At 42.2% G+C, this 13,394-nt stretch carries 10 protein-coding genes and 1 riboswitch; of the genes, 6 read left to right on the top strand and 4 right to left on the bottom strand.

What is annotated here, in order from left to right; translation table 11 throughout:
• Positions 1-15: 15 nt before the first annotated feature.
• The 3 genes from WAA86_RS07530 to WAA86_RS07520 form a co-directional block, all read right to left on the bottom strand.
• Positions 16-648, bottom strand: a complete 633-nt coding sequence (locus tag WAA86_RS07530; protein WP_337300388.1) for a bifunctional nuclease family protein — start codon at positions 646-648, stop codon at positions 16-18.
• Positions 649-735: 87 nt separating this feature from the next.
• A complete protein-coding gene (locus WAA86_RS07525; protein ID WP_337300387.1) occupies positions 736-1,704 on the bottom strand; it encodes an electron transfer flavoprotein subunit alpha/FixB family protein in 969 nt (322 codons plus the stop codon).
• Between the two features lie 66 nt (positions 1,705-1,770).
• Positions 1,771-2,517, bottom strand: a complete 747-nt coding sequence (locus tag WAA86_RS07520) for an electron transfer flavoprotein subunit beta/FixA family protein (protein WP_337300386.1) — start codon at positions 2,515-2,517, stop codon at positions 1,771-1,773.
• Positions 2,518-2,701: 184 nt separating this feature from the next.
• Between WAA86_RS07520 and WAA86_RS07515 the strand changes: the two genes are divergently transcribed.
• The 5 genes from WAA86_RS07515 to WAA86_RS07495 all read left to right on the top strand — a co-directional run bounded on the left by WAA86_RS07515 (position 2,702) and on the right by WAA86_RS07495 (position 10,723).
• Positions 2,702-3,679 (top strand): pyruvate dehydrogenase complex E1 component subunit beta, encoded by a 978-nt coding sequence (locus tag WAA86_RS07515; protein ID WP_337300385.1) that lies wholly within the window; start codon positions 2,702-2,704, stop codon positions 3,677-3,679.
• A gap of 161 nt (positions 3,680-3,840) precedes the next feature.
• Positions 3,841-6,333: a DUF5686 family protein gene (locus WAA86_RS07510; RefSeq protein WP_337300384.1), complete on the top strand. Its 2,493-nt coding sequence runs from the start codon at positions 3,841-3,843 to the stop codon at positions 6,331-6,333.
• A 79-nt stretch (positions 6,334-6,412) separates the two neighbouring features.
• On the top strand, positions 6,413-6,940 hold the full coding sequence (locus WAA86_RS07505; protein WP_337300383.1) for an inorganic diphosphatase: 528 nt from the start codon (positions 6,413-6,415) through the stop codon (positions 6,938-6,940).
• A gap of 115 nt (positions 6,941-7,055) precedes the next feature.
• On the top strand, positions 7,056-9,440 hold the full coding sequence (locus WAA86_RS07500; RefSeq protein ID WP_337300382.1) for a sodium-translocating pyrophosphatase: 2,385 nt from the start codon (positions 7,056-7,058) through the stop codon (positions 9,438-9,440).
• 260 nt (positions 9,441-9,700) lie between these two features.
• Positions 9,701-10,723, top strand: coding sequence for an App1 family protein (locus tag WAA86_RS07495; RefSeq protein ID WP_337300381.1), 1,023 nt, complete (start codon positions 9,701-9,703; stop codon positions 10,721-10,723).
• 64 nt (positions 10,724-10,787) lie between these two features.
• Here the strand turns inward: WAA86_RS07495 and WAA86_RS07490 are convergent, their stop codons facing one another.
• On the bottom strand, positions 10,788-11,402 hold the full coding sequence (locus WAA86_RS07490) for a deoxynucleoside kinase (protein ID WP_337300380.1): 615 nt from the start codon (positions 11,400-11,402) through the stop codon (positions 10,788-10,790).
• Positions 11,403-11,823: 421 nt separating this feature from the next.
• On the opposite strand from WAA86_RS07490, the gene metK reads away from it, so the two are divergent.
• On the top strand, positions 11,824-13,080 hold the full coding sequence (gene metK / locus WAA86_RS07485) for a methionine adenosyltransferase (protein ID WP_337300379.1): 1,257 nt from the start codon (positions 11,824-11,826) through the stop codon (positions 13,078-13,080).
• A gap of 75 nt (positions 13,081-13,155) precedes the next feature.
• A riboswitch (SAM riboswitch) is annotated at positions 13,156-13,266 on the top strand.
• Positions 13,267-13,394: the final 128 nt, after the last annotated feature.

The raw sequence follows: 13,394 nt of genomic DNA, 5'->3' as shown, positions 1-13,394 counted from the left end.
AAAACAATTTTTGGTTTAGCGCTGACGCTTAGATATTTCGTCCCTTAGTTTTGCAGCTTTTTCGTAGTCTTCATTGGTTACTGCCTTATCCAATTCTTGGTGTAATTCTTCTAGTGATAATTCTTTGTATGCATCAGAGGCACCGCTATCTATTTCCACGGTTTCGCCTTCCTGAAGTATTTCATCTACCATAATGCTCTCCGTACTCTCTTCTTTTTCCTTGTCCTTGGAGGAAAATTTTAAAAATATCCCGGCCTTGTCCAAAATGGTCTTATAGGTAAATATGGGGGCATTAAAGCGAAGTGCCAAAGCAATGGCGTCACTGGTTCTTGCGTCAATGATTTCCTCAATCTTATCCCTTTCGCAGATAATACTGGAATAAAATACCCCATCTACCAATTTGTGGATGATCACTTGTTTGACAATGATCTCAAATCTATCAGCGAAATTCTTAAAAAGATCGTGGGTAAGGGGTCTTGGGGGTTTAATTTCCTTTTCCAAAGCTATGGCAATGGATTGAGCCTCAAAGGCGCCTATGACTATTGGTAGTTTGCGGTCGCCGTCAACTTCATTCAATATAAGGGCATACGCGCCATTTTGTGTTTGGCTGTAGGATATCCCTTTTATTTTTAATCTAACTAAACTCATATCATTAAATAAACAAAAAAAGGCTGTTAAAATAAAAGGTTTGTCCTAATATTTAACAGCCCTTTAAGGGGCACAATTTAACAAAAATTAAGCGTTTTGTGCCTTAAATTCTTTTAATTTTTCGATGAGTTCCGGTACCACTTCAAAAGCGTCCCCTACAATTCCGTAATCGGCCGCTTTAAAAAATGGGGCTTCGGCGTCTGTGTTTATGACAACTTTTACCTTGGAAGAGCTTACCCCTGCTAGATGCTGTATAGCTCCAGAGATACCAATGGCAATATAAAGGTTGCTGGCTACGGGCTTTCCAGTCTGTCCCACGTGTTCCCCATGAGGTCTCCAGCCCAAATCGGAAACGGGCTTTGAACAAGCGGTTGCTGCACCGAGAACATCAGCCAATTCTTCGATCATTCCCCAGTTCTCCGGTCCCTTTAATCCACGGCCACCAGAGACCACAATGTCGGCATCGGCGATGGTGGCTTTCCCCACTACCTTATCAACCTCTGTGGATTTGGTGGAAAAATCAGCGTCCGTAATGGTCGGGTCAAATGCTTCCACGGCTGCCGTAGTATTGTTTTCTTTGACGCCAAAGGCATTGTTGGATACGCCCACAATTTTAATATCCGTGTTGATCTCTGTATGTGCAAAACCTTTATTGCTAAAGGCTGTTCTTTTTACGGTAAACGGACTTGCGCTTTCCGGGGTACTTACCACATTGGGTACATATCCTGCCTCTAATTTGGCTGAGACAATCGGTGCCAAATATTTGGTGTCCGTACTGGAGCTGACAATAATTGCCTTGGAGCCTTCTTTTTTGGCAGCCTCTGCAATGGTATTGGCGTACGCCTTGGCATTAAATGTTTTTAACTTATCGTTACTGACGTCCAAAACCTTGGTGACCCCATATGCTCCCAACGCCTCGTTGTTGGAGGTGTTAAAGGAGATGGCCGTAACCGTAGTTCCCAATAGTTGGGCAACCTCGTAAGCATAGGATGCTACTTCGAAGGCGTTCTTTTTGAACTTTCCGTTTTCTGATTCTGTATATACTAAAACTGACATTTTTTAAATTTTGTGTTGATAAAACTATCGTGGTTGATGGTAATCCCGTGAAATAGCGGGATTGGATTAGATGACCTTGGCCTCATTGTGCAACAAATTGATCAATTCATCAATATTGTCCGCACTGACCAATTTGACCGCCCCTTTAGGTGCCGGTTTTTCAAATTTCTCATCTTTGGTGGTAGCTTTGGCATCAACCGGTTCCACCACATTCAATTTTTTCTGGCGTGCCATCATGATTCCCCTCATATTCGGGATTCTAAGATCGCTTTCTTCCACTAGTCCTTTTTGACCTCCGATGATCAGGGGTAGGGAAGTGGCCAATTTTTCTTTACCGCCGTCTATTTCTCTGATAGCCGTGACCTTATCGCCATCGATTTCGAGATTCACGCAAGTGTTGATAAAGTTCATATCCAACATTGTGGCCATAATGCCCGGTACCATTCCTCCGTTGTAATCAATGGATTCCCTTCCTGCGATAACAAGGTCGTAACCGCCATTTTTTACTACTTCGGACAATTGCTGGGCAACAAAATAACCATCCGTAGGTTCTGCATTTACCCTAATGGCTTCATCTGCCCCAATGGCCAAGGCCTTTCTGATGGTAGGTTCTGTATTGGCCCCACCAACATTGGCAACATGTACCGTGGCACCTTGCTTTTCTTTGAACCACATAGCTCTTGTGAGTCCAAATTCATCATTCGGATTGATGACAAATTGAACCCCATTGGTATCAAACTTGGTGTCATTGTCGGTAAAATTTATTTTTGAAGTTGTGTCCGGAACGTTACTTATGCAAACGAGTATTTTCATTTTGATTTATAGTTTTTCTTTTTCTTAAAAATGAATTTCCCAAAGATAACTTTTATTTTTTAATTTGCTATGCATGCATAGTAAATTTGTTGTTATTTTGATTCTTTCAGGGTATTAATTGACATATAATTTCCTATTTTTGCTTGCGTTTTAAGACGAAAAGAAAAACTTTACTCTATTATACATGAGAACAATACAATTTAGAGAAGCCATAGCGGAGGCAATGTCCGAGGAAATGAGACGTGATGAGTCCATTTATTTAATGGGAGAAGAAGTTGCGGAATATAATGGGGCTTACAAGGCTTCTAAAGGGATGTTGGACGAATTTGGTCCGGACAGGGTCATAGATACTCCTATTTCCGAGTTGGGTTTTGCAGGTGTTGGAGTTGGTTCTGCCATGGGTGGAAACAGGCCTATCATTGAATTCATGACCTTTAACTTTGCATTGGTTGGTATTGACCAGATCATTAGCAACGCCGCAAAGATCAGGCAAATGTCTGGTGGGCAGTTCAATTGTCCTATTGTGTTTAGAGGTCCTACAGGTTCTGCCGGTCAGTTGGGAGCAACCCACTCACAGGCTTTCGAGAGCTGGTTCGCCAATTGTCCCGGGCTTAAAGTCGTTGTGCCTTCCAATCCTTATGATGCAAAAGGTCTTCTAAAGGCGGCCATTAGGGATGATGATCCGGTTATTTTTATGGAATCGGAACAAATGTACGGTGATAAAGGGGAGACCCCAGAAGGTGAATATACCATTCCATTGGGTGTTGCAGATATAAAGAGAGAGGGGAATGACGTAACCATAGTATCATTTGGGAAAATTATAAAAGAGGCTTATACCGCTGCCGAGGAATTGGAAAAAGAAGGTATCAGCTGTGAGATCATAGATTTGCGTACCGTACGTCCTATGGACCACGATGCCATATTAAAATCTGTTAAAAAGACCAACAGATTGGTTATCCTTGAAGAGGCTTGGCCATTTGGAAACGTTGCCACAGAAATAACATATCAGGTACAATCCCAGGCATTTGATTACTTGGATGCGCCTATCATTAAAATAAATACTGCCGATACGCCAGCGCCATACTCTCCAGTTTTATTGGAGGAATGGTTGCCAAACCACAACGATGTGATCAAGGCAGTTAAAAAAGTGTTATATAAATAAATAACATTGTTTTGTTAAGGTAATTTAGCTTTGTCGACCAAGTGTCGGCAAAGCTTTTGTTTTTATGATAGGTGTTGTGGTTTGTAAAATAATGGAACCCCTGACAACAAAGCTTTCGGGAATTCATTGTGATAGTTCCCGATAATCATACGTATTGCTTCATGAAAAGAATTCTATTGTCTTTATTTTTTCTTGCCTTTTTGTGGTCCAATGCACAGACCAAGGTCAGTGGTGTTGTTGTGGACGAGGCCGGAGAACCGGTAGCCTTTGCCAATGTGCTGTTCAAGAATTCTTCCCAGGGAACCATTACCAATGACAATGGGGTGTTTTATATGGAGTCCGATGAGACCTATAATGCTTTGGTTATTTCGTTTATCGGTTACGATAAATTGGAGCTGCCCTTGTCGGCCAAGATCAATTACGATCTAAAAGCGGTCTTGGTGGAATCCAGTGAGCAATTGGATGAAGTGGTGGTCTATATGGGCAAGCAATCCAAAAAAAACAATCCGGCCATAGATATCCTGAAGAAGATCTGGGCGAAAAAAAGGGAGAATGGTGTCAGCAAATTCAAACAATATCAATATGATAAATATGAAAAGGTTGAATTTGATCTGAATACCATAGATAGTGCCCTGATCAAGAGCAGGCTCTTTAGGGGAATGGAATTTGTATTTGAAGATCTGGATACATCCCGGATAACCGGGAAGACCTATCTGCCCATATTTTTAAATGAGACCTTTTCAAAAGTATATGGGGATAACAAATTGGCTGAGACGAAGGAGGACATTTTGGGCAATAAAAACTCGGGGTTCAGCAATAACCAGGCATTAATAGCCTTTGTCAAGGATTTGTACTCGGATTACGATATCTACAACAACTATATAAAATTTTTCGATAAGAGTTTTACAAGTCCCTTGTCCAAGACCGGGGTGGATACCTACAATTATGTCTTGGCGGACAGTGCGTTTATAGGCAATAAATGGTGCTACAACATTATTTACTATCCGAGGCGCAAGAATGAACTGACCTTTAAGGGCGATTTTTGGGTGAACGATACCACCTTCGCCATAAAGAAAATAAATTTGGAAGTTACGCGTAGTGCCAATATCAACTGGGTCAAGGATATTTATATTGAACAGGAATTTGAAGTGCTGAACGATTCTGTTTTTCTATTGAAGCGGGATTATATGCTAAGTGATTTTAGTTTCAGCAAAAAGGAGAAGGCAAGGGGGGTATACGGCAAAAGGACCACTGTTTACAATAATTATATGTTTGATATTCCCAAACCTAGGGAATTCTATAAGGCGGATGCCAATCAATTTGACCCATCGGTCTTCGAGAAGCAGGATGATTTTTGGGTAGATAACAGGTTGGAGCCCTTGAACAAGGACGAAAAGGGGATCTACCAACTATTGGACACGCTGCGTACCGTTCCCAAATTTAAATCGATCTATAATGTAGCCAGTATTTTGGGCAGTGGTTATATAGAAATTGATAAATGGAACATTGATATCGGCAGCGTTTTTACCGTTTTTGGTTACAACGAGGCAGAGGGCTTGCGCTTAAGGATGGGGGCGCGTACCTATTTTGGGCAAAATGACCCATGGCGCTTGGAAGGATATTTGGCCCACGGTTTCGGGGACCATAAATTTAAGCATGGATTCTCTGCCAAATGGTTGGTCGACAAAAAGAACAGGTTGATCATTTCCGGAGGAAATCGCAGGGATATCGGTCAGTTGGGGATCAGCTTAACGGCAACCACTGATGTTCTGGGGCGTAGCCAAGCATCGTCCTCCGTGCTCACCGTTGGCGCCAACAATAGGCTCAGCAACATCAACCTTACGGCATTCAATATGGAGATGGAGCCAATTACCAATCTGAAATTTGGAGTGGGCAGCTCATTTAGAACGCTCAGTTCCGCATTGCCCGATCTTTTTAGCCTGGATTATGTGGATCCCTCATCCCCAACGGGGGTTTCCTCTGAAATCAAGCAATTCGAGATCAGCACCCAGGTGGTATACACTCCAGGGAAAAGGACGATAGGGTACGGCGTGGAAAGGCGTAACATTAATGATGATTTTAGTACCATGTTCCTAAGCTATAGTCAAGGGCTGGAAGGTGTCATGGAAAGTGATTTTGATTATCGAAAACTCCAATTCTCCTATAGCCAGCCGTGGCAATTGGGATGGGGCAGGTTATTGAGTACGGTGGAAGTTGGCAAAACGTTTGGGGAGGTTCCCTTGGGGCTGCTCAATGTGGTACCCGGAAACCAGACCTTGTTCTCTGTATACGGCAGTTTTGCCAACCTCAATTTTTATGAATTTGTAACCGATACCTATGCTTCCGTGCATTTGGAGCATAATTTTAATGGGCGGTTGTTTTCTAGGATCCCATTTATGAGAAAATGGAATTTGAGGGAGATCGTGGGAATCAGGGGCGCCTGGGGAGACCTTTCCGATGAGAATATTGCATTGAGCAGTCCAACCAATGTGCCGTTGATGGCACCTTCCAATAAGATGTATTACGAATACTCCCTGGGGGTAGGGAATATATTTAGAATTCTACGGATCGATTTTAACTTTAGGGGAAATTATTTGGAAAATCCTGATGCTAGGGCGTTTGGCGTTACGGGATCATTTGGGTTTAGTTTTTAGGAACATATCGGCCATGGTGCCTTTTTTCTAAGGTCTACTGGTTTTTTTCAATTATATTTGCACCACAATTTAATAAAACATGAGTATAGAAGAAATAACATCGTTCGATGTTCTAATTGAAATCCCAAAAGGGAGCAGAAACAAATACGAGTATGATTTTAAATTGAAGAAGATTCGATACGACCGTATGATCTTTTCTTCAATGATGTATCCGGCCGATTATGGTTTTGTGCCAGAAACATTGGCGTTGGATGGGGATCCTTTGGATGTGTTGGTATTGGTGACCGAGCCCACGTTTCCTGGATGTGTAATGGAGGTGAAGCCCATTGGTGTTTTCCATATGACCGATGAGAAAGGTCCAGATGAAAAAGTAATCTGTGTGCCCGTTTCGGATCCTATCTGGAACAAAGTAAATGACCTAAGTGAATTGAACCCTCACCTTATCAAGGAGATCGAGCATTTCTTCCAGGTTTACAAGGATTTGGAAAAGAAAAAAGTTGATGTTGGCGGATGGGGAGATGTCAGCGAAGCCAAAGAAATTGTATTGAAGTGTATCAACCGTTTTGCGGATAGTGATGTTCCACTTAGCGATGTGACCATTTCCTAATAAAATAGCATAACAATTTTTATCATATAAGCAATATTCTTAGCGGAATATTGCTTTTTTTATTTCTAATTGATTTTACTACTTTAGTCCAGCTAAAATTTTAACAAACTAACGAATGGATTCAATTATGATTTATGTGCCAATAATTATGGCAATCATTGGGCTACTTTTTATGTGGGTAAAAAGAGCCTGGGTTTTAAAACAAGACGCTGGAGATGGAAAGATGAAAGAGATTTCCGATCACATCTATGAAGGCGCATTGGCATTTCTTAAGGCGGAATACAAATTACTGACCTTCTTTGTCATTGGAGCCAGTATTGCCTTGGCCGTAATTTCATTTATTGTTCCTACAACACATATCCTTATTGTTGTGGCTTTTGTTTTTGGAGCCTTTTTCTCTGCTTTGGCAGGAAATATGGGAATGAAGATTGCAACCAAAACAAACGTGAGGACCACACAGGCAGCACGTACCAGTTTGCCCCAAGCATTAAAAGTATCCTTTGGCGGTGGTACCGTTATGGGATTGGGAGTGGCCGGACTGGCAGTATTGGGGCTTACCGCATTCTTTATCATACTGTTCCATTTCTTTATGAACGGTACATGGACTTCTACCGAGGATATGACCATTGTTCTCGAAACTTTGGCAGGATTCTCTTTGGGAGCCGAGTCTATAGCCCTTTTTGCCCGTGTGGGTGGAGGTATTTATACCAAAGCTGCCGATGTGGGAGCCGATTTGGTAGGTAAGGTGGAAGCGGGAATCCCCGAGGATGATCCCCGTAACCCGGCCACCATTGCGGACAACGTTGGTGACAACGTAGGAGACGTAGCCGGTATGGGTGCCGATTTGTTCGGATCCTATGTTGCTACCGTACTTGCGGCCATGGTTTTGGGGAATTATGTGATCAAGGATATGGGAGGAAATATCCAAGACGCTTTTGGAGGCATCGGACCTATTTTGTTGCCGATGACCATTGCTGGTTTTGGAATTTTGTTTTCCGTCATCGGGACCATGTTGGTCAAAATAAAAAGTAATGATGCCAAAGAGGCCCAGGTACAGGGAGCATTGAATATTGGAAACTGGATTTCCATTGGATTGACCCTTGTGACCTGCTTTATATTGGTAAAATATATGCTGCCCGAAACCATGAAAATGGAATTCTTCGGAGAAGGATTGAAAGATATCTCCTCCATGAGGGTATTTTATGCTACCGTGGTAGGTTTGGCAGTAGGAGGGATTATCTCATCTGTCACCGAGTACTATACGGGCTTGGGGACTAAGCCGGTATTGGCGATTGTTCAAAAATCGAGTACAGGTGCTGGAACCAATGTCATTGCCGGATTGGCAACTGGGATGATTTCGACCTTCCCTACCGTGCTGATATTTGCAGCCGCTATTTGGGCGTCTTATGCTTTTGCAGGATTTTATGGGGTAGCTCTGGCTGCTTCGGCCATGATGGCAACAACGGCCATGCAATTGGCCATTGATGCCTTTGGACCCATCTCGGACAATGCCGGGGGGATTGCAGAAATGAGTGAGCTGCCCAAAGAAGTGCGTACACGTACCGATATTTTGGACTCTGTGGGGAATACCACGGCTGCTACCGGAAAAGGTTTTGCTATTGCCTCTGCGGCCTTGACATCCTTGGCCTTGTTTGCGGCCTATGTGACCTTTACGGGAATAGATGGTATCAACATATTTAAGGCGCCAGTTTTGGCGATGCTCTTTGTCGGTGGGATGATTCCCGTGGTGTTCTCGGCCTTGGCGATGAACTCCGTAGGAAAGGCGGCCATGGACATGGTGTATGAGGTACGTAGGCAATTTAAAGAGATTCCAGGTATTATGGAAGGTACCGGTAAACCAGAGTACGGTAAGTGTGTGGAGATATCTACCAAGGCAGCCCTGCGCGAAATGATGTTGCCGGGTATTTTGACCATAGGGTTTCCCATCGCTATTGTCTTGCTCGGAAAGTTGGTATACTCGGACAACGACCAGTTGATCGCAGAAATGCTTGGAGGTTATATGGCCGGTGTTACCGTATCCGGAGTGTTGTGGGCTATATTCCAAAACAACGCTGGGGGTGCTTGGGACAACGCCAAGAAATCTTTTGAGGCAGGGGTTGAAATCAATGGTGAAATGACCTATAAGGGTTCCGATGCCCATAAGGCTGCGGTAACCGGTGATACTGTTGGTGATCCATTTAAAGATACTTCAGGTCCGTCCATGAATATTCTGATTAAGCTTACCTGTTTGATCGGGTTGGTGATCGCCCCAATTTTGGGAGGTCATGCCGTTGAAAACGGGGTAGCCCAGACGGAACAGGAGGTCCGTGTGGAGATGATGGTGATGGACAATGCTGCTGCTGAGGCCATTGTTACATATACCACCATGGTGAACGGGGAAGAAGTTGTACAGGAAAAAAAGTTTGTAGGTACCCCTGATGAGGTCAAAGTACAGGTAGAATCTTTTAGAAAAGATGTAAAGGTTCAGATAGCACAATAGGTAAAAACGTGTTGACCTTTACAATAAAAGCCGCCCATAAAACATGGGCGGCTTTTACATTTTTACGTACCAATAATATAGTTAAGTGGGATTGAAATTTTCTCGCTGTGGATATGATATTTTTAAGGCTGCATGGTCTGTTTTGTAATTCAAGGAGATGTCTTTTGGGGGAAATAATTATATTCACATTTACAATGATATATATTGTACAGGAAGGTGTCTTTAAATGGATCTGGACCTGAAAAATTAAATTTTAAGATATGGGATTATTTAGGAGCACGGACCCCTTACAGATTACTGTCTTTCAAACATATGGCTCTGACACTCATTTGTACATTAAGGGCCGTGCCCTTGAGGATGAGAATATTGATCTAACAAAAAAAAATGTTATTCACCTTTTAATAAATTCTTGGAAACGTTTCGGGACGGACGTTGTTGCCAATTGCCGAATCAAACTGAAACTTCCCAATGGGGATTTCCATGAGTTTGAAACGGATGCGGAAGGCTATTTTTTGTTGGCCTTGAATAAAACCAATCTACAGTCTATGTGCAATGAGGAGGGTTGGTTGGCTTTTGAAGTTTCCTATGCAGATGAATCCATAAAAAGAAATATTCAACTTGAAAACCGATTTCCCGGGGAAATGTTGATTCCTTCCCTGTCCTCTGATTTTGGTGTTATTAGCGATATTGATGATACCATTCTGCATACAGGTATGATGTCCTGGTTAAAATGGCGGGTTTTGTATAACACCTTTTTAAAAACCCCAGATAGAAGGATTCCCTTGTCGGGAGCACCGGAATTTTATCATTTGTTGCACAGGGGTGCTCCTGGTGATAAATCGAACCCTATTTTTTATGTGAGTAACAGTCCGTGGAATTTATACCTATATCTAAAATTCTTTTTAAAAAACAATAACTTTCCCAAGGGCCCCATTTTATTGCGGAGCTTGGGTGCATTTTTCAATAGACATAAGTTGAAGGGGCCAGACCATCGCCCACATAAAAACCATGAGATCTTGAATATTCTAAAAACGTATCCTTCATTGGCATTTGTACTTATCGGAGATAGTGGGGAGAAGGATGCCGATATCTATCTGGAAATAGCCAAAATGTATCCAGATAGGATTAAGGCTATTTATTTGCGCAGTGTGAAGCACCGGAAAAAAATGTTACGTGTAGCTGGTTTGTACAGGGACTATAAGGATATTCCAGTGCTAATGGTAGAAGACAGCGACCAAGCCATTCAACATGCCCTAAAAAATGGATTGATCGTGTTGAAATAAGTTGTATTCTTATTTCAACATTAGTAGAATCATTAACTACTATTAATTTGGGTAGGTGTTTGACTTAAAATAGGCCATTTATTTCGGCGTCAATTTTATTAAGTATCAATCCCAAATCCTCTGGGTTGTCTACAAAGTCCAATTTATCCACATCAATGATCAGAAGGGGCCCCTTTTCATATCCTTCCACCCAAGCCTCATAACGTTCGTTTAATCTACTGAGGTAATCAATGGAAATGGTGTTTTCGTAATCCCTACCGCGCTTATGGATCTGATTTACCAGATTCGGAATGGAACTGCGCAGATAAATCATAAGATCTGGCGCTTGTACCAAGCTTTCCATAAGTTCAAAAAGACTGGAATAATTGGTAAAATCGCGGTTGGTCATTAGTCCCATTGCATGAAGGTTGGGTGCAAAAATAAAGGCATCCTCGTAAATGGTCCTATCCTGTATAATACTCTTTCCGCTTTCGCGGATCTGTAGAATTTGTCGGAATCGGCTATTGAGGAAATAGATCTGCAGGTTAAAACTCCAGCGTTCCATTTGATTGTAAAAATCGTCCAGGTAGGGATTGTCCACCACATCCTCAAAATGAGCTTCCCATTTATAATGTTTGGCCAGTAATCTGGTCAGGGTCGTTTTTCCTGCTCCTATATTTCCAGCAACCGCTATATGCATAATCTTTAATGTTTGTGATTAGTGCCCAATGTTACCAGTATCATTAAACTGTTTGGGGGCCACAAGATACAAGTTATCGTAATGAAGTGAAAATCTTTCATAGAATATACGATGAAAAAAATGGCACTGTTTTTTACGTCAATGGAAGTTCACAGGAGTGCCCAATGTATAGGTCGAATATTGGTCAAATTTGAAAGCCGGTGTAATTTGTTGTTAAAGATTTTGTCGTCAATTTGAATTCTCCTACTTTTGTCCGACAATTTGAAGAGGAAGGATTTGACTGATTGCAACCTCGAGTTCCGGAAACGTTCCGGGTTCTTAAAAATGCTAAAGCAGTTCCTACTGAAGTTCTTTCAGTATGTAAACTTCTTTACCACTTTACGTCAAATCCAATACTCAATTAAAAAAAAGATTGGAATTTATGGCGTATTTATTCACCTCGGAATCGGTAAGTGAGGGACACCCAGATAAAATAGCAGATCAAATTAGTGATGCCTTGTTGGACAATTTTTTGGCCTTCGACTCGGAAAGCAAGGTAGCTTGTGAGACATTGGTGACCACAGGGCAAGTAATCCTTGCCGGGGAGGTCAAGAGCCATACCTATTTGGATTTACAGCAAATAGCCAGGGATGTCATCAATAAAATAGGATACACCAAAGGGGAATACCAATTTAGTGGGGATTCCTGTGGGGTTATTTCCTTGATCCATGAACAATCCAAGGATATCAACCAAGGGGTAGACAGGGGTGCCAAAGAAGAGCAGGGCGCCGGTGACCAGGGAATGATGTTTGGGTATGCTACCAAGGAAACGGAAAACTATATGCCTTTGGCGTTGGACATTTCCCATAAAATACTCCAAGAATTGGCTTTGATGAGAAGGGAAAATAAGGAAATCACTTATTTGAGACCGGATGCCAAAGCACAGGTGACCATTGAATACTCCAATGAGAACGTACCCCAACGCATAGATACCATTGTGGTTTCAACCCAACATGATCAGTTTGATGCCGATGATGAGGTGATGTTGGAAAAAATAAAAAAGGATGTTATTACGATCCTTATTCCAAAGGTAAAGGCACAACTGCCGGAATCCTTGCAAGTATTGTTCGATGATCATATTACCTACCATATCAATCCGACCGGTAAATTCGTTGTTGGTGGTCCCCATGGGGATACCGGTCTTACCGGAAGGAAGATCATTGTGGATACCTATGGTGGCAAAGGTGCCCATGGAGGTGGAGCCTTCAGTGGGAAAGATCCGAGCAAGGTAGATAGGAGTGCCGCCTATGCAGCCCGCCATGCGGCCAAGAATTTGGTGGCAGCTGGAGTTGCCGACGAAATGTTGGTGCAGGTGAGTTATGCCATTGGTGTGGTTAAACCAACATCTATCTATGTGGATACCTATGGCACTGCCAAGGTGAATTTGAGTGATGGTGAGATAGCCAAGAAGGTAGCAGAATTATTCGATATGAGGCCTTTTGCTATTGAAGATCGCCTAAAACTGCGCAATCCTATTTATTTTGAAACAGCGGCCTATGGACATATGGGCAAAGAGCCGCAAAAGGTGAACAAAGTTTTTGAATCGCCCTATAACGGTCGGATCGAAAAGGAAGTAGAGTTGTTTACTTGGGAAAAATTGGACGCCATAGACAAAGTGAAAGCGGCCTTCCAATTGTAATTTTATTGAAGAGTATACGGAATTTAAATATTCCGAACCTATATTTGTAGACCTAAAGTTCAAACACGTATTGAATAGTTATCAAGAAAGGCGGAGGGAATAGACCCTATGAAGCCTTAGCAACCCTTTGCTCCAATAGCAATGAAGGTGCTAAATTCTGCCCAATTCATTTGGGACAGATAACAAAAAAGGTTGCCCCGGCAACCGTCTTTTCTTTTTAACTTTTTTTGATTTACCTGATCGCCATAGAGGCGATAGAGGGTTTGGCTTTTTTAATTTTATCGGATTTTATTCTGTTGAACATCATATTTGAT

The sequence above is a fragment of the Sediminicola sp. 1XM1-17 genome (assembly GCF_037203765.1).
Taxonomy (GTDB): Bacteria; Bacteroidota; Bacteroidia; order Flavobacteriales; family Flavobacteriaceae; genus Sediminicola.
This window is presented reverse-complemented; position numbering and strand designations above follow the sequence as displayed.